Source organism: Streptomyces longisporus, assembly GCF_039532765.1.
Lineage (GTDB): Bacteria > Actinomycetota > Actinomycetes > Streptomycetales > Streptomycetaceae > Streptomyces > Streptomyces longisporus.
The window spans coordinates 894,713-914,146 of record NZ_BAAASG010000002.1; the positions used below are offsets into that span (position 1 = coordinate 894,713).

Here is a 19,434-nt window from a genome sequence, read left to right on the forward strand (position 1 = left end):
ATCAATGACGCCGCTGGAAGAGGTCGTTGAGGTCCGGCTGCGGGATCTGGTCGTCGGCGTAGGAGAAGGTGCCCCGGTCGGCCAGTTCCCGCGCGGCGCTCAGCAGGTGACGGTACATCGCGCGGGCGATGCTGCCGCCGACCGTGACCCGCCGTACGCCGAGTTCGCGCAGGTCGTCCAGTGACAGCGTGCCGCCCGTCAGGCCCATCACCACGTTGAGCGGGCCGTCGAGTTCGCGCACCAGGGTGCCGATGGTCCCGGCATCGGCGGCTGCCGGCACGAACGCGCAGTCCGCTCCGGCCGCCAGGTATGCGTTGGCCCGCCGGATGCACTCGTCGAGCGTGCCCCCGACGAGCAGCGCGTCGGTCCTGCCGACCAGGACGAAGGGCTCGCCGCCGGCGTCCACGGCGGCGCGGGCTGCCCGGATGCGGTCGGCGGCGAGGGCCGGGTCGTAGAGCGGCACCTTGCGCTCGCCGGTGAAGTCCTCGATGTTGCCGCCCGCCGCGCCGGCCGCGAGCACCATGGAGATCGTGGTCGCCACCGTCTCGGGCGCCTCGCCGTATCCGTCCTCCAGGTCGGCGCTCAGCGGCACCGTGATCTCGTCGGCGATCTCGCGGATGCGGCGCAGCATCGTCTCACGGTCGATGCGGCCCTCCGGCTGCTCGGCGAAGAAGTCGTGGTCCGGGCGTCCCAGGGAGAACGCGACACCCGCGCTGGTGGTCGCCACGGCCGGAAAGCCGGCCGCCTCCAGGATCCGGGCGCTGCCCACGTCCCATGCGTTGGGGAGCAGGAAGCAGCCCTGCTGGTGCAACTGGACGAATCGTTCCGCTCGTTCTCGGCTGTCGCTGTTCACGTGACGAACCTACGAGCCGGGGGGGCCGAGCCGGAACCCTCCTCCGGAGCGTGTCGTTCCCGGACCACGACGGTGCGCGCCCGCAGGTGGGTGCGCACGGCGGTACGGGCGAGCGGGATGTTCCCGCCGACGATGGCATCGAGACCCATTCTCGTGGAGGCCGAGGCGCCGGGCCCGGTCCGCCCGCTCGCAGAGCAGCGCGCGCCTGCGAGCCGGCCGGTCAGGGCTCGTGCCGCCTGGGCGACGACCTGTTCGCGGCCGGACACACCGCGCTCCGCTGCCGGAGGTGACGCCGGTTTCCTCGGCATCGGGGCATGCGCGGCGTGCGCCGGACCGGAGGTCCTGCCGCACCCTCCGCCGACGCACTGCGATGACGGCAGCAACTGCCGCTCAGCAAGGGCTGTCCCACTGCACATGCAGGGCCGACGGCTTGCGGAAGACCAGGCCGTGGGGGGCTGTGGGGCGGTCCGGGTCGAGGCGCAGCGCCGGGAGGCGTTCGAGCAGGTGCTGGAGGGCGATGCGGGTCTCCAGGCGGGCCAGGTGGGCGGCGATGCAGTGGTGCGGGCCGTGGGCGAAGGCCAGTTGGAGGCGCGCGTTCCCGCGGCGGACGTCGAAGCGGTCGGGGTCGGGGAAGACGGCTGGGTCGCGGTTGGCGCCGGCCAGGGAGACCGTGACCAGGTCGCCCCGGCGGATGGTGGCGGGGCCCAGCGCCGTGTCACATACCGCGTAGCGGTCCACGACCGCCGCGCCCGGTTCCAGGCGCAGCGACTCGTCGATCGCACCGTCCAGCAGCTCGAAGTCAGCACGTACGAGGGCCAGTTGGTCGGGGTGGCCCAGCAGGTGCAGCAGCGCATTGGTGATCATCGCCTCGGTGGTCTCGATGCCCCCGAACATCAGGACCGCGGCATTGGACGCCACCTCGGGCAGCGCCAGCCGCCCGGCGGCGGAGACCAGCAGCGAGGAACTGCCCCCGTCGGCAACGGTGTTCTCCACGGCGGCCCGAAGCTCCGCGTACGCGGCGGCTCCGTCGGGTCCCGCCTCGTGTCCGGCGGTGATGTCCGAGACGGAGCGCACGATGGAGTCGTACCAGGAGAGCACCGTGTCCGTTCCGGCACCGGCCAGCCCCAGTGCCTCGGTCACGACGGCGACCGCGAGCGGTCCGGCGAAGGCACGTCTCAGTTCCGCGGCGCCGGCCGGCTCCAGAGCGGTGATGAGCCGGCCGGTCTCCTGCTCGATGAACGAGGCGAATCCGTCGCGTACCTGCCGTGGCCGGAAGGGGGCGTTGAACGGCTCGCGGTGGCGGGTGTGCTGCTCGCCGTCCAGCGACAGCATGCTCGGCCCGACGACCCGTGCGGTGGAGAACCGGGGGTCGTCCACGGTGAAGGTCGCGGCGTCCCGCATCACGTGCAGCGCGAGGTCGCGGCGCGTCACCAGCCAGCCGCCCAGCTCCGGCAGCCAGGACACCGGCTCGTGCGCCCGCAGCTGTGCCAGGCGGGCATGCGGGTCCCGGGCGAGTTCGTCGAGCGTGGTGGCGGCACCGAGCGGGAAGGAGTCGGCGACGCTCATCGTGCGGGACCGTTGCGCATGGCGGGAAACACCCACCCTTTCGGGAGGTTCGAATACTCCTGCGGTCGTGATTATCCACGTCCCGAGGTGTGCGTTTCGCACAGGGAAGCCGGGTGAATCCCACGCTCGTCAGGTGACAGACGCACGATGTCCACGCCTGCGCCTTCTGCCATCGTGGGAGGTGAGAGGCACCAGGGAGGCGGACTGAACCCTTGGAGACTCCGTGGACAAGCGGTACGAGGTCTACTGCCTCACAGACCCCCACTTCTACGACGCACCGCATCACGGCCGGACGCGTGGCCGCTTCCGGCAGGCCGCCCGGCCGCTGCCCGCTTCCTGGGCGCGCGAGGAGCTCGGCGACTGGGTAGTGTGCCGTCCCAACGGCACCGTGTTTCCCCGGCAGGGCTGGAAGATCCATGTCTCGGCCTGTCCGGACAACGCGCAGTCGATCCTGGACGAGGTGTGGGACTACTGCGTCCCGCGCCGCATCGCGTTCAAGTTCCTGCCCGGTATGGACGCCCTGTTCCTCGCGAACGCGAAGTACGCGCACCGCGGCTCCAGCGGCAAGTTCGTGACCGTCTACCCCGTGGACGAGGCCGAGTGCGAGCGCATCCTCACCGAGCTGGGCGCTCTGCTCGACGGCCGGCAGGGCCCGTACATTCTCAGCGACCTGCGCTGGGGCGAGGGTCCGCTCTACGTCAGGTACGGGGCCTTCGCCGACCGGTACTGCGTGTCGGACGACGGCGAGCTGGAGCAGGCGGTGGAGGATCCCTCCGGCCGTCTGGTGCCCGATGTGCGCGGCCCCACCTTCCGGCTGCCCGAGTGGGTGCAGCTGCCCGGATTCCTCGAACCCCACCTCGCCGAGAGCCGCCGCACCACCGTCGCCGACCTGCCCTACCGGATCGAGAAGGCGCTGCACTTCTCCAACGCCGGCGGACTGTACGCCGCGGTGGACACCCGGTCGCAGGAGCGGGTCGTCCTCAAGGAGGGGCGACCGCACGCGGGGCTCACCCCGGACGGCGCGGACGCCGTCACCCGGCTCCGGCGCGAGCGGGAGGCCCTGGAGCGGCTGGCCGGACTGCCGTTCGTGCCCGCGGTCCGCGACCACTTCGAGCTGGGCGGCCACCACTTCCTCGTGGAGGAACTCGTCGAGGCCACGGCTCTGTACAACGAGTTCGTCAAGCGCTATCCGCTCGCCGCCCTGGCCCCGGACGCCGCCGCGTTCGCCGACTACACCGACTGGGCTCTCGACATCCACCGGCAGGTGGAGGAGGCGGTCGCGGCGGTTCACGAGCGGGGCATCGTGATCGGCGACGTCCACACGGACAACATCCTGGTGCGCCCCGACGGCAGGGTGGTGCTGGTCGACTTCGAGGGCGCCATGGACGTGACGCAGGCCCGGCGTCAGGTCCTCGCCGCACCGGGCTTCATCGCCCCCCGCGGCGCCACCGGCTTCGACATCGACCGGTATGCGCTGGCCAGTCTGCGACTGTTCCTGTTCCTGCCGCTGACCGGCCTGATCGAACTGGACGTCGGCAAGGCGGGGCAGCTCGCCAGGGAGGCCGCCCGCCTGTTCCCTGTCCCCCGCCCCTTCCTCGACGAGGCGGTACGCACCATCACCGGCGACGGCGGCATCGACGAGGGCGCGGACGACGCGCCCCGACTGGAGCCCGACCGGGCGGGCTGGCTGCACGCCCGGGACTCGATCGCCTCCGCCGTCCTGGCCGCCGCCACACCGGAGCGGCACGACCGGCTCTTCCCGGGCGACATCGAGCAGTTCCTGCTCCCGGGAAGCGGGCTGGGCCTCGCCCACGGCGCGGCAGGCGTGCTGTACGCGCTGGACGTGACGGGCGCGGGACGCAACCCCGACCACGAGGAGTGGCTGATCCGGCACGCGCTCGACCCGGCACCGGGCACCCGCCTCGGCTTCTACGACGGCCTGCACGGCGTCGCCCATGTCCTCGAGCGCCTCGGGCACCACGAGGAGGCCGTCAAGGTGCTCGACATGTGCCTGGGCGAACGGTGGGAGCCGCTGCCCCTCGACCTCAAGGGCGGCCTGTCCGGCATCGGCCTCAACCTGCTGCACTTCGCGACCACCACCGGCGACGCCACCTGCCGTGACACCGCCTGCCGGGTGGCGGAGGTCGTCGCCGACCGCCTGGGCCCGGCCGACGCCGTGCCGGAGACCAGCGGCGGTGCCCACCCCAGGGCGGGCCTGATGTTCGGGTCTTCCGGGCCGGCGCTGCTGTTCCTGCGCCTGTACGAGCGCAGTAAGGACCCGGCCCTGCTCGACCTGGCCGCCACGGCGCTGCGCCAGGACCTGCGTCGCTGTGTCGTGCGCGAGGAGGGGTCGATGGAGGTGAACGAGGGCTGGCGCACCATGCCGTATCTCGCCGACGGCAGTGTGGGCATCGGAATGGTCCTCGAGGACTATCTGGCCCATCGCGCGGACGAGGAGTTCCTGGACGCCGCCGCGGCCATCCGTAAGGCGGCCAGGGCGTCCTTCTACATCGAGCCCGGGCTCTTCGACGGTCTCGCCGGGATGATCCTCCACCTCAGCCGCCCGCACCCGCCCGGCACGGCCGCCGAACGGGACCCCCTGATCGCCGACCACGTACGCCGTCTGGCCCGCCACGCCTGTCTCCTGGACGGGCAACTGGCCTTCCCCGGCGAGCAGTTGCTGCGGCTGTCCATGGACCTGGCAACAGGCGGCGCGGGCGTCCTGCTCGCGCTGGGCGCCGCCTTCCACTCCCGGTCGGCCGGACTGCCGTTCCTGACACCCGACCTGCCCGCTCATGACTTCCCCGTCCCCATGCGAGTACCAGAGAGGAGGTGAGGACGCCATGTCGCTCCTCGAACTGCAGGGTCTCACCATCGAGACCGAAACCGGGCACGCTCCGCCGCCGGGCAGCCGCGCGAGCAAGGGCTGTGGAGGCAGCCGCCTGAGCCTGCTGCTCTGCTAGTTCTCACCCCAACGGCGGGGGCACCTCCGGTGTCCCCGCCCCCTCCGCTGGAACCATCGACGACGGCGACGGGAGCGGCCGGTGGACCGACGTGCGGCGGACCGACTGCTGCTGACGGCGGTCCGGCGGGGCGGCGCCTGGGGCGGTGTCCTGGCCGCCACATCTCTTGTGCTCGCCGGGGTCTACGTCGTCCTGCCCGCCGTCCTGGGCCGCACGGTCGACGCCGTGCTGGGGCGCGGCGACGCAAGCCTGTGGCTGAGCCTGTCCGCCGTGGCCGTCACGCTCGTCGTGGTGTGCGACGCGGCGGACGACTACGCGGGCGCCGTCGCCAACTCCCGCTCCACGGCATGGCTGCGGCACACCCTGCTGGGGCACGTCCTCGACATGGGCGCCCGCGCCACCCGCCGTCACACTCCCGGCGATCTGGTGACGCGCCTGGTGAGCAACACCGCCCGGACGGGCAGCGCTCCTTCGGGTCTGGTGTGGGCGGTGACCGAAGTGCTCCCCCCGGTCGGGGCGGTGGTCGCGCTGGCCCTCATCGACCCCCGGCTGTGCCTGACGTTCCTCGCCGGGTTGCCGCTGGTCGTCCTGGTGGTGCGCGCCTTCGTCCGTGACGTCTCCGACGTCAACGACCGCTACTTCGCCACGCAGGGCCGTATCGCCGCCCGCCTCGTCGACGCTCTCACCGGCATCCGTTCCATCACCGCCGCCGGGACCACGGCCCGGGAGGCCGAGCGGATCCTGCGGCCGCTGCCGGAACTGCACCGCCATGGCATGGGGATGTGGCGGGCGTACGCCCGGGTCTGCTCGCAAGACGCGGCGGTCGTCCCGCTGCTGGAGGTCGCCGTGCTGGCGGTGGCCGGACTGGAGCTCGCCCGGGGCCGCATCACACCGGGTCAGACGCTTGCCGCGAGCGAGTACGTGCTGCTGGCCACGGGCGTGAGTTCGCTGGTGGCCTCGGCGCACCGGCTCGCCTTCGCGCGCGCCACGGCGGGGCGGGTCGCCGAGGTGCTGAGAGCACCCGCGGTGGTGTACGGCGACACGCCACTGCCGGACGGGGGCGGCGGCCGGTTGGAGTTCCGCCGGGTGACCGTCCGCACGCCGGAGGGCGGCACGGTGCTGGACGGGATCGACCTGGCGCCGCCACCCGGTCTGCTCACGGCCGTCGTGGGGCGTTCGGGATCCGGCAAGTCGCTGCTCGCCGCGCTGGCCGGGCGGCTGGCCGACCCGGACGAGGGCGAGGTGCTGCTCGACGGGGTGCCGTTGCGTGAGGTGGGCCGCGCGGCGTTGCGGCGGGCCGTGGCGTACGGCTTCGACCGGCCGGTGCTGCTGGGCGAGACGTACGCCGACGCGATCGCCCTCGGGGTCCGCGCCCCCGCGCGGGCCGAGGTGCTGGCGGGGGCGACCGCCGCACGCGCCGACGCCTTCCTGCAGACCCTGCCCGAGGGGTACGGCACCCGGCCGGCCGCCGCCCCGCTGTCCGGCGGGGAGATCCAACGGGTCGGTCTTGCACGCGCGTTCGTCCAGGCCGGCCCGGCCGGCCGCGTCCTGGTTCTCGACGACGTGACGGCCGGCCTCGACACCGTCACCGAGCACCACATCGGCAAGGTGCTCACCGGGTCCGGACGGCTCGCCCGGCGTACTCGGCTCGTGGTGACCCACCGGGCGTCGACCGCGGCCCGCGCGGACCACGTCGTCTGGCTGGAGGCGGGCCGCGTCCGCGGACAGGGCACCCACCGCGAGCTCTGGGCGGACCCGGAGTACCGGGCCGTGTTCCGGCCGCCCGACGGGGGGCCGCGATGAACCGGGCGGCCCACGGTCTGCTTCGCTCCGCCCTCCGCGCCCGGCGCCCGGAGTTCGCACGGCTCGCCGGCTGGTCGCTGGTGCAGGCGGTGCCCGCGCTGCTGTCCGGCTGGCTGGTCGCCCGGGCCGTCGACGACGGCTTCCTCGCCGGCCGCAGTGCCGAGGGCCTCGGCTGGCTGGCGCTGCTGGCCTGCAGCGTCCTCCTCGGCGCCTGGGGCACACGGCGGGCCACACTCCAACTCGCCGAGGTCGTCGAGCCGTTCCGCGACGACCTGGTCACCCTTGTCACCACGGGCACGCTGCAGCGCTCCGCCCGCCTGACCGGGCCGCCCGACACGGCGGGCGTGGCACGGCTGACCGAGCAGGTCGAGATCGCCCGTGAGTCGTACGGGGCGATCGTGATGTTCGTGCAGACCTTCTCGGTCACCGCGGTGAGCGTGCTGCTCGGGCTGGTCGTACTCGATCCCGCCCTTCTGTTGTTCGTGCTGCCGCCCCTCGCGGCCGGGCTTGCGCTGTTCCTGCTGGCCCTGCGCGCGATGGCCGCTCGGCAGCGGGCTGTCGTACTGGCCGACGAGGCCATTGCCGAGCAGGTGGGCACGGTGGCCGACGGTCTGCGGGACGTCACGGCCTGCGGCGCCGAGGATGTCGTACGTGTCCGGGTCGGCGCCCGCATCGACGCGGCGGCGGACGCGGCCCGCGCCCTGGCCCGGCTCACGGCCGTGCGGACCGCCGCCCTGGGCGTCGGCGGCTGGCTCCCGATCGTGCTGATCCTCGCCGGAACCCCCTGGCTGGTCCACGGCGGCATGACGACGGGCGCCATCCTGGGGGCCCTGACCTACGTCTCCCAGTCCCTGCAACCCGCCCTACGGGGCTTCGTCCAGGGCCTCGGCGGCAGCGGCCTGTGGCTCCTGGTCACCCTCACCCGAATCCTGGAAGCATCCACCCCAACGGCAGCAGCACCCCCTCCCGGACCCAGCCTCTCCCCCGGGGCTGTGCCGGACGGGCCCCAAGGGCCCCACTCCCTCAGGAGAGGCGCCGCCCCCGTCTCCCGTCCGGGTACATCCCGACGCGTCGGGCCACTCCCCATGCCCGCGGCCGACCCGCCCGGGAGGACGCAGCCCCGCGACGGCCGGGTGGAGTTGCGCGGGGTCACCTTTGGATACGCCCGTTCCGCCGAGCCGGTCGTCCGGGATCTCGACCTTGTACTCGCGCCTGGCACGCATCTGGCCGTCGTGGGCCCCAGCGGGGCGGGCAAGTCGACGCTGGCCTCGCTGATCGCCGGGGTGCTCGAACCGCGGGCCGGCCGGATCCGGCTGGGGGGTGTGCCGGTGCGGCAGCTGGATCGGGGACGGCTGTCCCGGTGCCGTGTGCTGATCCCGCAGGAGGCCTATGTGTTCGCCGGCACCCTGCGCGAGAATCTCGCCTACCTTGAGCCCACGGCCACCGAGTCCGATCTGGACGCGGCGGTCCACGCCATCGGTGCGCAGGCGCTCGTCCGGCGCCTCGGCGGCTATGGCGCGACCGTGGATCCTGCCGTGCTCTCGGCGGGAGAGCGGCAGCTGATCGCCCTGGTCCGGGCCCTGCTGCCGCCGGCCCGGCTGGTCCTGCTGGACGAGGCCACCTGTCACCTCGACCCGGCGGCGGAGGCGGTCGCCGAACGGGCCTTCGCCGGCCGCCCGGCCACTCTGATCGTGTGCGCCCACCGGATCAGTTCCGCGCTGCGCGCCGACCTCGTCCTCGTCATGGACGGCTCCCACTGCCGCCTCGGCACCCACGACCGACTGATGGCCGACTGCGCCCTCTACCGCGACCTGATCGGCCACTGGGACGGACAAGGCGATACCGAGCGACCGGCCGACGACCGCGAACTCACCCACCGCAAAGCGACATGAACCGAACAGAGCATGGCCGACCGACCGATGACAGACTGCACCCCCAACCCCCATCTGATCGACCACTGCAACGGCCAAGACGATACCGAGCGACCGGCCGACGACCGCGAACTCACCCACCGCAAAGCGATATGAGCCGGACAGGACGTGGCCGGACGACCGATGGCGGACTGCGCCCCCCAACCGCCATCTGATCGGCCACTGCAACGGACGAGAGGGTACGGAACAACCGGCCGACGGCCGCGAACTCACCCACCGCAAAGCGACATGAGCCGGACAGAGCATGGCCGGACGGCCGGCCGATGACAGACTGCACCCCCAACCGCCACCTGATCGGCCACTGGGACGGGCAAGGGAGGTACGGAGCGACCGGCCGGCGGCGGCGAGCTCGGTTGCCGTAGAGGGATGTGAGCCGGGCGGCCGGCCACAGGCCCGGTCAGAGCCAGCCCGACTGCCGGGCGATGCGGATCGCGTCGATGCGGTTGCGGGCACCGGTCTTCCGGGAGACCGCGTTGAGATGATTGCGGACCGTTCCCACCGACAGTGACAGTCGCTCCGCGATCTCCCGCGTAGGAGTGCCGTCCGCGGCCAGCCGCAGCACCTCGAGCTCCCTGGGGGTCAGCGGGCTCCGGGCCGAGGAGAGCGCCAGCAGCGCCAGTTCCGGGTCGATGAACCGCCCGCCCGCCGCCACCTTGCGTACGCCCTCCGTCAGAAAGTTGCTGGGGCTGTTCCTGCCGATGAGCCCCGCGACGGGGTGGGCCAGCGCCTGGCGCAGATACTCGGGCGTCGCCGCGCCGGCCACCAGCAGGATCCGGCACTCCGGAAGCCGCTCGCTCAGCTCCTGCGAGGTACCGAGCGCCCCGTCCTCGACGGCATCGCCGTCACAGTCGATGACGACGACGTCGGGCCGGTACGACAGCGCCCGTGTGACGGCCTGTCCGCACCCCGGTGCCGCTGCGACCACCTCGATGTCCTCCTCACGTGTCAGCAGGGCGGCCAGGGCCCCGCGCACCAGGTCGGTCTCCTCGACGAGAAGAACACGGATCAACATCGCTCCCGCCCGGCCCGCAGCGGCCTGCTCACGCGACACGCCCCGGACACTCCGAAGGCGCCGTACGAATTATCTCCGGTTATCGCCCTGTTCGACGGATGCCGCCCCGCCCCGAGCCCGCGCCAGGCGCAGGGCGCCCGCAGGACACGCCGCCGAATGGCCCATTCAGCAGGTAAACGGCCTATCTGGTCATAGCGTTCGCGATATGAAGAAATACCGCATTACGTACATGATGTGCACCGCCGTGGTGGTCGGGACCGGACTGGGTGCCGCTCCGCCGGCCGCCCGTCATGCGTTCCATGTGGTCATGCCGGGCCAGTCGATCCAGAAGGCGGTGGACGCCTCAAAGCCCGGAGACACCGTTCTCGTGGCCCCCGGCACGTTCCACGAGAGCATCAAGGTGACCACGCCCGGGCTGACCCTGCGCGGCATGGGGCGAGCCACCGTGATCGAGCCGAGCGGGAAGAAGGCCGCCAACAGCTGTGCCGAGGGCGGCAACGGCATCTGTGTCCTGGGCACGAAGGACCGTGACGTCAAGGGCGTGACCATCGCCTCGCTGACCGTCACGGGCTTTGCCAGGACCGGGGTGTTCGCCATGGCGACCGACCAGCTGACCGTGCGGAACGTGACCACGGCGCGCAACGGCGTGTGGGGCATCGCCCAGGAGCGGTCGGTCCGCTCGGTGATCCAGGACAACAGCGCCCTGAACAACGGCGACGCGGGTGTCTTCCTCGCCAACACGATCAATGAGGAGGCGGGCGCCACGGACACCGGGGGAACACTGATCGACCACAACCGGCTGGAGGGCAACCGGATCGGCGTGACGGTCCGGCGGCTGCGCAACCTCACCGTCGCTCGCAACCGCGCGACCGCCAACTGCGTGGCGGTGTTCGTCGTCGGTGACGAGAACAAGCCGAAGGCCGGCGCGCTCACCGTGCGCGACAACCTCCTCGTACGCAACAACAAGTCGTGCCCGAAGACGGCGCGGCTGGACGCCCTGCAGGGCTCCGGCATCGTCCTGACCGGCGCCGAGGACACCCTGGTGACCCGGAACGTGGTCAGGAACAACGTCGGCAACTCGTCGATGTCGGGCGGCATCGTCCTGTTCAAGAGCTTTGTCGGCGTCACCAGCGACCGCAACCGGATCAACGACAACGTGGTCGAGGGCAACTCCCCCGCGGACCTCATCAACGCCGACCACGGCACGGGCAACACCTTCGAACGCAACTCCTGCCGGGCCTCCCAGCCCGCGGGAATGTGCTGACCCGCAGGTCATGGCCCGCCTGCGGGCCCAGAAGGAAGGAAGCGGCACATGACGACCGCACAGACAGCCCCACCGCCGTCCATGCGGCTGAGGGAGCTAGCCTTCGCGGCGGCATGTGCCGCCGCCCTCCGGGCGGCCGCCCGGCTGGGAGTCCCCGACGCCCTCGGTGACCACCCCATGACCGCGGAGGACCTTGCGGCCGCCGTGAAGGCCGAGGCCCGGCCGCTGCGCCGACTGCTGCGCACCCTTTCCTGCTACGGCGTCTTCGCCGAGCTGCCGGACGGGACCTTCGCCCACACCGATGTCTCCCGGCTGCTGCGCGAGGACGATCCGAACAGTCTGCGCGCCATCTCGCTGTGGTGCACCGAGCCATGGACCTGGGACGCCTGGCCGAGGCTCGACGAGGCGGTGCGCACCGGGCGCAATGTCGTCGAGGACCTCTACGGCAAGGAGTTCTTCCCCTACCTCAACGAGGACGCCCCGGAGTCCGCCGACGTCTTCAACCGGGCCATGACGACATCCAGCGTGCAGTCGGCGCGGGACGTGGCCGACTTCCTCGACCTGTCGGGGAGCGCGTCGGTCGCCGATCTCGGCGGCGGGCAGGGGCATGTGCTGGTGAGCCTGCTGGACAAGTACCCCTCGCTGCACGGCAGTCTGCTCGACCTTCCGCGGGTGGTGGAGAACGCGCTGCCGAGGCTGCGGCCGGGCGGCGACCTCGCGGACCGCGCCTGTGTGGTGCCCGGCGACGTGAGGGTGTCCGTGCCGGTCGCGGCGGACGTCTACATCATCAAGAACATCCTGGAGTGGGACGACGACAGCACCGCCCGGACGCTGCGCAACGTGCGTGCTGCGGGTGGCCCGGGGGCCCGGGTCGTGGTCATCGAGAACCTCGTCGACGACTCGCCCTCGATGCGGTTCAGCACCGCGATGGACCTGCTGCTGCTCCTCAACGTCGGCGGGGCGAAGCACACCACCGACAGCATGGTCGGCCGGCTGACCGAGGCGGGGCTGGTCATCGACGACATCCGCCCGGTCAACCCTTATCTGCACGCGTTCGACTGCCACGTCCCGGGCTGAACGGCCCCCCGAAGACCACCGGTCGCCGGGCCCGCGAAGCTGCGGGCCCGGCGACCGGTGAGGTCACGGCGGGGTCAGCCGGCCGGGTCGCGCTCCCAGAGGTAGAAGCGCTGTGCCATGGCGTCCTTCGGGGAGCGCCAGGTCTGGGGGTCGTACGCGCTGACGTACGCGGACAGCCGCTCGCTGACGTCCCGGAACTCGGGGTGTTCGGTCACCTTGGCGATGGCGGGGCCGGGGTCCCGTTCGGACTCGATGAGGTGCATGTACACGTCGCCGAACTGGAAGAGGCTGCGCCGGACCACCCCGACGAGATGCGGCAGCTCTCCGCGGTCGGACTCCGCGAACACCTTGGCGATGTCCGGGGCCGATCCCGGGGCCATACGGGCGACGATCAGTGCTTGGTGCATGGGGGCTGGTTCTCCGTCCGGTTCAGTCGGTCAGACCCGGAGTGGCACCGCGCTCGGCGGCGACCTTCTCGATGCGGTCCCGGATCAGCCCCATCTGGACCTTGGAGTTCCGGTTGATGTTGTCGGTCATCCAGGCGTCGTCGACCGGTGCTTCCGGTTTCATCGCGAAGTCCTGCGTCCACACCATGCGGGTGCCGCCCGGCACTTCCTCGTACTGCCAGTGGATGTTCATGTGGTCGAAGGGTCCCGTCTCGACCCGGCGGGCCCTGACGGTGAGCGTGTCGCGGTCCGGTTCGCGTTCGGAGACCCAGCTCCACACGGTGCCGTTCTCGTCGGGGTGCATGGTCAGCCGGAAGGTGGTCTTGCGCCCCTCCCGGGCCAGGACTTCGACGGAGGCGTACTCGGTGAACAGCCGCGGCCAGTTCTCCAGGTCGTTGGTCATCTCCCAGACCAGATCCAGCGGTGCCGCGATGGTGATCTCGTTCTGCGTGTGTCCGGTCATCTCACGCTCCTGTCATGAGGGCACTGTTGACGAGGTCGAGGAACTGCCGGGGGGTCTTGGAGCGTTCGGCGTCGGCGGGCATCGGCGTGCCGTAGCGGTTCTCCAGTTCGCCCACGATGCCCAGCAGGCCGAGCGAGTCGACGCCCAGGGTGTCGAAGCCGGGGTTGTGCAGCCCGAGTTCCTCGGGGGTGACGGTGACACCGGCGGACTTCTTCATGAGTTCGGCCAGCTCTTCGACGGTTATTCGGTCGGACATGCGGTTCTCCTCTACTGCTCGGCGGCGCCTCAGGACGAGGCGCCGGTGGCGCCGTGCCGCAGCACCAGCGCCGAGTTCGACCCCATGAGGCCCCGGCTCAGGACCAGCGCCGTACGGGGCTGGGCGGCGCGGGCCCGGCCGGTCACGAGGTCGAGGTCATGGCAGATGTCGTAGACGTTGGGGGTGGGCGGAATCAGCCCGTGCTCCATGGCGAGCACCGCCGCCGCGGTGTCGAGGACCGCCGCCGCGCCGTAGCCGCGGCCGATGCCGGTCTTCGGTGCGGTGACGGGCACGCGGGTGCCGTGCGCGCCGAGCGCGTCGGCGATGGCGAGGGCCTCGGCGCGGTCCGCCTCCGGCACGCCGAGGGCGTCGGCGAAGACGACGTCGATCTCCTCGGGGGCGCAGCCGGCTTCGGCCAGGGCGCCCCGGACGGCATGGGCGAGGCCTTCGCGGGACTCCTCCCAGCGGGAGGCTCCGGTGAAGGTGGCCGCGTGTCCGGCGAGCACCGCCCGCACGCGCGCGCCCCGCGCCAGGGCCGTCTCCTCGTCCTCCACGACGAACATGGCGCCGCCCTCGGCGGGCACGAATCCGCAGGCCGCGGAGGTGAACGGGCGGTAGGCGCGGGCCGGGTCGGCCTCGGTGCTGAGCTCCGGGTAGCCGAGCTGGCAGACGACGGAGTAGGGGGCGAGCGGCGCCTCGGTCGAGCCGGTCACGATCACGTCGGTGCCACGCCGCACCGCCCGCGCCGCGTGCGCAAGGGCATCCAGGCCGCCGGCCTCGTCGCCGGCGACGACCGAGCAGGGGCCCTTGAACCCGTGACGGATGGAGATCTGGCCGGTGCTGGCGGCGTAGAACCAGGCGATGGACTGGTAGGGGCCGACGAACCGGCTGCCCTTTCCCCACAGTTGCTGCAGCTCCCGCTGCCCGAACTCACCACCGCCGGAACCGGCCGCGGTGACCACGCCCACGGAGAACGGGGAGCCGTCGGTCGCGGCCCGGCCGATCCGGGCCTCGTCCAGCGCGAGGTCGGCCGCGGCCATGGCGAAGTGCGTGAACCGGTCGGTCTGGACGAGGAAGCGTTCCTCGACGGCGGTGGAGGGGTCGAAATCCCGGACCTCGCCCGCCACCCGCAGCGGCAGATGCGTGCAGCCCTCGCGGGTGACCCGGTCCAGGGCGCTGATGCCCTCCTTGACGGACTTCCAGAAGGTCTCCGTGCTTGATCCGTTGGGTGCGACCACGCCGATTCCGGTGATGGCCGCCCGCCGTGGATGCGGTTCGCTCATCGTGTCTTCTCCCTCGGCCGGGTCAGGACCACCGCGGACTGGAAGCCGCCGAACCCGCTGCCCACCGAGAGCACACTGTCCAGTTTCCGCTCACGCGCGATGCGCGGGACGTAGTCCAGGTCGCACTCGGGGTCCGGGGTCTCGTAGTTGGCGGTCGGCGGGACGACCTGGTGGGCCAACGCCAGGACGCAGGCGACGAGTTCGATGGCGCCGATCGCGCCGAGGGAGTGGCCCACCATGGACTTGATGGAGCTCATCGGGGTGTCGTAGGCGTGCGGGCCCAAGGCCCGTTTGACGGCGGCGGTCTCGTGGCGGTCGTTCTGCTGGGTGCCGGAGCCGTGCGCGTTGACGTAGTCGATCGCCGTGCCGTCCAGCCGGGCGTGGTCGAGGGCGGCCTCGATGGCCTTCGCCATCTCCACGCCCTCACGGGTGAGTCCGGTCATGTGGTAGGCGTTGCCGAAGGTGGCGTAGCCGGCGAGTTCGCAGTACACGTGCGCGCCGCGGGCCCGGGCGTGGTCGAGTTCCTCCAGGACGAGCACCGCGCCGCCCTCGCCCATGACGAACCCGTCGCGGTCGGCGTCGAAGGGGCGCGAGGCGTGTGCGGGGTCGTCGTTGTTCGGGGACGTGGCCTTGATCGCGTCGAAGCAGGCCATGGTGATCGGGGAGATCGGCGAGTCCGAGGCGCCGGCGATGCACACGTCGGCGCGGCCCTCCTCGACGGTGTGGAAGGCGTATCCGACGGCGTCGAGCCCCGAGGTGCAGCCCGTGGAGACGGTCTGCACCGGGCCGCGCGCCCCGAACCGCTCGGCCACCGTGGAGGCGAGGGTGCTGGGCGCGAACGCGCGGTGCAGATACGGGCCGGCCTGCCGCGGGTCCACGTCCCAGCGTTGCCCGTGATGGCTGACCAGCACATAGTCGTGCTCCAGCCGGGTGGTGCCGCCGACCGCGGTGCCCAGCGAGACCCCCATCCGCCAGGGGTTCTCCCGCTCGGGCTCCAGGCCGGCGTCGCGTATCGCCTCCGCCGCGGCGGCCAGGGCGAACTGTATGTAGCGGTCGCACCGTGCGGTCTGCTCCGCGTCGAGACCGTGCGCCGCCGGGTCGAAGTCGCACTCGGCGGCTATCCGGGAGCGCAGGCCGGCCGGATCGAAGAAGGTGATGCCCCGCGTCGCCGTGCGCCCGGCGGCCAGGAGGTCCCAGAACGCCGGTATTCCTGTGCCGCCGGGTGCGACGACGCCTATGCCGGTGACCGCCACCCGGCGTGTCATGACGGGACCTCTGCGGCGGCGTCGCTCTCCTCGGTGTCGACATGGCCGAGCGGCGGGCTCGGGGCCAGCGGGCCGAGGTGGAAGACGATGCGGGCCTCGACGTTGCCGACGTTGCGGAAGCGGTGCCGCATGTGCATGGGGATCATGAGGCCCTGTTCGGGCCGCAGCGGCTGGGGGACGCCGTCGAGGTCCACCTCCAGGTCCCCGCACACGACGTACACGAACTCCTCGGAGTACGGGTGGTAGTGCTCCCCGATGCGCTCGCCGGGCTGGACGATGGCGACGCCCATGAATCCGCTGGTGGAGCCGACCGTGGCGGGGGTGAGCATGGCACGCAGATCGCCGCCGCGCCGACGGTTGGGCTCGACCTCGCTGAGATCCACGATTCTGGGACGGGATGTGATCACGGCGTTCCTCCGATCAGGTCCTGCATCGACGTGGGGGCGGTGGCCGCCACTGCCGGCTGAGGGCGGTTCAGGCCTCGGGCGAGCGGCGGTCGGTGACGAGGTCCATGCGGGCGAGCCCGGTGCAGCGTGCGAGCTCGCCGTGCAGGGGCGCGGACGCGTCGATGCGGAAGGTCGTCAGCTCGGCCAGTTGCCCGGGGTCCTGAAGGCCGAGGGCGAGGGCGGGGTCGGCGGCCGTCAGTCCGCCGCGTACGTCGATCAGCCGTACGACGACGTCGTCGCGCTGGAAGACGGTGCTGCGCAGGATCGGGCTGCGCGGGTCGTCCGCCGCGGCCTCGTCCTGCCGGGCCAGCGCCTCGGCCAGGCGCATGCCGCAGCCGGGCCGGACCGGATAGGACAGGGCGTGCCGCTCCTCGTGCGCGTCCTGCTGCTCCAGCGTCACATGGTGGACGGCGGGAAGTGCGGCCCTGGTGAAGAAGACGCGGGCGGACTCGGGGTCGTCGAGGTCCCGGTCCTGCTCCAGGTACGGGTTGATGGCCTCCTCGACGGCGCGCACCTCGGGCTGCCGGGCGACATGGCGCAGTGCGGCGAGCAGGTCGCCGCGCACCTCGATGGCCCGTACCACCCGGTTGCCGTGCATGAACAGGGAGGTGCGGCACAGCCGGGTGGAGTCGTCGACCTTCGGCTCGGGTGAGGCGTAGTCGGCGAGGATCTTCGCGACCTTCTCCTCGCTGCCCGGTGTGACGGTGAACGTGAGGGCGTGCCGGATCAGGCCGTCGCCGATCCTGGGTGCCGCCTGAAGTCGGCGCTCGCCGGGCTCGGCGTGGGGGGCCGGGCTGCCGGTCTCGCGGACGATGTGGAAGCGCAGCGACCTGGTGTCGCGGACACAGCTGTGCAGCGGTTCCACCATCCGCACGTGTTCCTCGCTGTTGACCCAGGCGAGGAACGGCGGAGCGCTCTCCCACTCGCTGGTGATGAGCCACTGGGAGGGGTTCTCGATGGACTGGCACAGCTGGTCGCTGACATGTCCGGGGACGGAGGCCACCTGGTTGCACAGGAGCTCGTACGCCTCCAGGAACTGCTGCTGGGCTCCGTCGTAGACGTCCACCAGCAGGACGACCCGGAGTCTGGAGCCGTCGAACACGGACTGGGACACCCGGGGCGACACCTGTCGGGCCGGCGGACTGGAAACACGTTCGGACGTGGTCGTCATCCTGCGCACATCTCCTTCGCGGGGGCGGAACCCGACGTCGGCCGCGGTCGGCGGCGTCGGCGTCGGCGTTCCTCGATCGTGTGCCCGTGGCCCGCAGCGCGCGACTCGTATGGCCTACGCGGGTGATGCTCAGACGAGGTGGGCGAAGACCACCAGGTTGTCCGTGTAGTCCATGACCGACCGGTCGTAGTTGCCCGCGCAGGTGATGAGCCGCACCTGGGCCTGGGGGGTGTCGTCGTACACGCGGTCGCTGGGGAAGTCGTCCTTCTCGAAGGTCTCCACGCTGTCGACCCGGAAGGTCGCCGTGCGCCCGTCGGCGCGCTGGACGTAGAAGACGTCGCCCTTGGTCAGCTGGCCGAGGTTGGCGAAGACGGCCGCGGACGTCTTGGTGTCGACGTGCCCGGCGATGACGGCGGTTCCCGTCTCTCCGGGGGAGGCTCCCTTGGTGTGCCAGCCTACGAGGTTGGTGTCGTTGGCGGGGGGAGGCTGCAGCTGTCCGTTGGGGCCGATGGACAGGCCCGTGAAGGGGGCGTCGACCCAGATCTTGGGGATGCGCAGGCGCACGGGCATCGACCGGGGCAGGTGCTTGCCCACCGGCTGCCCGGGGGACATCGTCGCCGTGGCGGTGTGCCGCACGGACGCGGCGGACTGCGAGTGGGCGGCGTCGCCGGAGGTGTCCTGGCCGCTGATCATGCTCGCCGCGAGCACCAGGCAGGCGGCGGCGCAGATCATCATCACGCCGGAGCGGGACACTCCCGGTTCGGTGGGCGCCGGTTGGTCGTCGGAGGGGGGAGAGGGAGGAGGAACTGCCATGGGAGAGCACCTCATTCGGCCCTGAAGGGGCGCGGGGCTGTGTCAACGTACGGCTCCGCCGCGATGGGGGTCCCCCGCTCGGGCGAAGTCGAGAATGGGGAACGACCGGCCACGACGGCGCCGCGGACAGTCGACGGCCCGCCCGGCCCTTCCAGCGCGGCCCCGGCGGAGCGCTGTGCCGCGGCCGCCGCACGGGGCTCGGGTGACGGCCGCGGCTGCGCTATTGCATCGGGCACGGGTCAGGCCGTGCCCACGGCCGGCTTCTTGCGGCGCACCGCATACAGCCCGGTGGCGACGACACCCAGCACGGCCAGCCCGCCCGCGGTCGCGGTCGGCGCCGCGAGCGCCCCGCCGCCGGTGTGCATGCCGCCGTGGGGCTTCGCGTGGTCGCCGCCGCCCCAGGAGTCACTGCCGCGGCCGCCACCGTCCTCGTCACGGCCCCCGTGGTCGCTGCCCCACGAGCCGTCCCGGTAGGTGTCCGGGTCCGTCTTCGAGTTCCGCGAGCCGCCCCAGTCTCCGTCGTCGTTCACCGCGGTCAGCGCACCACCGCCGGCGTGCACGCCGCCGCGCGGCTCCTCGTGCCTGGACTGCTTGCCGTGCTCCTTGCCGTGCTCCTTGCCGTGTTCCTTCCCGTGCTCCTTGCTGTGCGAAGAACCGTCGTGATTCCCGTCGCCACCACTTGCGAACGCGCCGGGCGCACCGATGGCGAGGACGGCGGAAGCCGCCGCTGTGGCCAGAAAAATGCGAGCAGAACGCATAAGAACGTCCTTCCGCCAAGGCCCGGCAGCTGGTACTTCATCAGCTGACTTGACCGGACCCCGA

19 protein-coding genes are annotated in these 19,434 nt (G+C 71.9%); 6 read left to right on the forward strand and 13 right to left on the reverse strand.

Annotated features, from left to right (window positions below):
- Position 1: 1 nt before the first annotated feature.
- The 3 genes from ABD355_RS05520 to ABD355_RS05530 form a co-directional block, all read right to left on the reverse strand.
- The gene (locus ABD355_RS05520; protein WP_344398911.1) at positions 2 to 853 is read right to left on the reverse strand and encodes an isocitrate lyase/PEP mutase family protein; all 852 of its coding nucleotides are present in this window, start codon (positions 851 to 853) and stop codon (positions 2 to 4) included.
- Positions 850 to 1,119, reverse strand: a complete 270-nt coding sequence (locus ABD355_RS05525) for a hypothetical protein (RefSeq protein WP_344398912.1) — start codon at positions 1,117 to 1,119, stop codon at positions 850 to 852. Before ABD355_RS05525 ends, ABD355_RS05520 begins: the two co-directional genes overlap by 4 nt.
- Before the next feature lie 124 nt (positions 1,120 to 1,243).
- Positions 1,244 to 2,419: a cytochrome P450 gene (locus ABD355_RS05530; protein WP_344398913.1), complete on the reverse strand. Its 1,176-nt coding sequence runs from the start codon at positions 2,417 to 2,419 to the stop codon at positions 1,244 to 1,246.
- A gap of 223 nt (positions 2,420 to 2,642) precedes the next feature.
- Here ABD355_RS05530 and lanKC point away from each other — a divergent pair, with 223 nt between their 5' ends.
- The 4 genes from lanKC to ABD355_RS05550 all read left to right on the forward strand — a co-directional run bounded on the left by lanKC (position 2,643) and on the right by ABD355_RS05550 (position 9,077).
- A complete protein-coding gene (lanKC, locus tag ABD355_RS05535) occupies positions 2,643 to 5,255 on the forward strand; it encodes a class III lanthionine synthetase LanKC (protein WP_344398914.1) in 2,613 nt (870 codons plus the stop codon).
- A gap of 7 nt (positions 5,256 to 5,262) precedes the next feature.
- The gene (locus ABD355_RS05540; protein ID WP_099926849.1) at positions 5,263 to 5,382 is read left to right on the forward strand and encodes a SapB/AmfS family lanthipeptide; all 120 of its coding nucleotides are present in this window, start codon (positions 5,263 to 5,265) and stop codon (positions 5,380 to 5,382) included.
- Positions 5,383 to 5,463: 81 nt separating this feature from the next.
- The gene (locus ABD355_RS05545; protein ID WP_344398915.1) at positions 5,464 to 7,185 is read left to right on the forward strand and encodes an ABC transporter ATP-binding protein; all 1,722 of its coding nucleotides are present in this window, start codon (positions 5,464 to 5,466) and stop codon (positions 7,183 to 7,185) included.
- Entirely contained in the window at positions 7,182 to 9,077 is a 1,896-nt protein-coding gene (locus tag ABD355_RS05550; protein ID WP_344398916.1) for an ATP-binding cassette domain-containing protein, read from the forward strand. The genes ABD355_RS05545 and ABD355_RS05550 overlap by 4 nt, the downstream gene beginning before the upstream one ends.
- A 436-nt stretch (positions 9,078 to 9,513) precedes the next feature.
- Here ABD355_RS05550 and ABD355_RS05555 read toward each other — a convergent pair whose 3' ends face one another.
- A complete protein-coding gene (locus ABD355_RS05555; protein WP_344398917.1) occupies positions 9,514 to 10,128 on the reverse strand; it encodes a response regulator transcription factor in 615 nt (204 codons plus the stop codon).
- A 205-nt stretch (positions 10,129 to 10,333) separates the two neighbouring features.
- On the opposite strand from ABD355_RS05555, the gene ABD355_RS05560 reads away from it, so the two are divergent.
- The gene (locus ABD355_RS05560) at positions 10,334 to 11,392 is read left to right on the forward strand and encodes a right-handed parallel beta-helix repeat-containing protein (RefSeq protein ID WP_344398918.1); all 1,059 of its coding nucleotides are present in this window, start codon (positions 10,334 to 10,336) and stop codon (positions 11,390 to 11,392) included.
- A 48-nt stretch (positions 11,393 to 11,440) separates the two neighbouring features.
- Positions 11,441 to 12,469, forward strand: a complete 1,029-nt coding sequence (locus ABD355_RS05565; RefSeq protein ID WP_344398919.1) for a methyltransferase — start codon at positions 11,441 to 11,443, stop codon at positions 12,467 to 12,469.
- 74 nt (positions 12,470 to 12,543) lie between these two features.
- On the opposite strand, the gene ABD355_RS05570 is transcribed toward ABD355_RS05565, so the two are convergent.
- The 9 genes from ABD355_RS05570 to ABD355_RS05610 all read right to left on the reverse strand — a co-directional run bounded on the left by ABD355_RS05570 (position 12,544) and on the right by ABD355_RS05610 (position 19,370).
- On the reverse strand, positions 12,544 to 12,876 hold the full coding sequence (locus ABD355_RS05570) for a TcmI family type II polyketide cyclase (RefSeq protein WP_344398920.1): 333 nt from the start codon (positions 12,874 to 12,876) through the stop codon (positions 12,544 to 12,546).
- Between the two features lie 22 nt (positions 12,877 to 12,898).
- A complete protein-coding gene (locus ABD355_RS05575) occupies positions 12,899 to 13,378 on the reverse strand; it encodes an SRPBCC family protein (RefSeq protein WP_344398921.1) in 480 nt (159 codons plus the stop codon).
- Between the two features lies 1 nt (position 13,379).
- Positions 13,380 to 13,634 (reverse strand): acyl carrier protein, encoded by a 255-nt coding sequence (locus ABD355_RS05580; RefSeq protein WP_344398922.1) that lies wholly within the window; start codon positions 13,632 to 13,634, stop codon positions 13,380 to 13,382.
- Positions 13,635 to 13,663: 29 nt separating this feature from the next.
- The gene (locus tag ABD355_RS05585) at positions 13,664 to 14,917 is read right to left on the reverse strand and encodes a ketosynthase chain-length factor (RefSeq protein WP_344398923.1); all 1,254 of its coding nucleotides are present in this window, start codon (positions 14,915 to 14,917) and stop codon (positions 13,664 to 13,666) included.
- Positions 14,914 to 16,182, reverse strand: a complete 1,269-nt coding sequence (locus ABD355_RS05590; RefSeq protein WP_344398924.1) for a beta-ketoacyl-[acyl-carrier-protein] synthase family protein — start codon at positions 16,180 to 16,182, stop codon at positions 14,914 to 14,916. The genes ABD355_RS05585 and ABD355_RS05590 overlap by 4 nt, the downstream gene beginning before the upstream one ends.
- A complete protein-coding gene (locus ABD355_RS05595; protein ID WP_344398925.1) occupies positions 16,179 to 16,589 on the reverse strand; it encodes a cupin domain-containing protein in 411 nt (136 codons plus the stop codon). The genes ABD355_RS05590 and ABD355_RS05595 overlap by 4 nt, the downstream gene beginning before the upstream one ends.
- Before the next feature lie 67 nt (positions 16,590 to 16,656).
- A complete protein-coding gene (locus ABD355_RS05600; protein WP_344398926.1) occupies positions 16,657 to 17,799 on the reverse strand; it encodes a SchA/CurD-like domain-containing protein in 1,143 nt (380 codons plus the stop codon).
- A 129-nt stretch (positions 17,800 to 17,928) separates the two neighbouring features.
- The gene (locus tag ABD355_RS05605) at positions 17,929 to 18,612 is read right to left on the reverse strand and encodes a class F sortase (RefSeq protein ID WP_344398927.1); all 684 of its coding nucleotides are present in this window, start codon (positions 18,610 to 18,612) and stop codon (positions 17,929 to 17,931) included.
- Between the two features lie 239 nt (positions 18,613 to 18,851).
- Positions 18,852 to 19,370 carry a hypothetical protein gene (locus ABD355_RS05610; RefSeq protein ID WP_344398928.1) on the reverse strand — a complete coding sequence of 173 codons (519 nt, stop codon included), beginning with the start codon at positions 19,368 to 19,370 and terminating at the stop codon, positions 18,852 to 18,854.
- Positions 19,371 to 19,434: the final 64 nt, after the last annotated feature.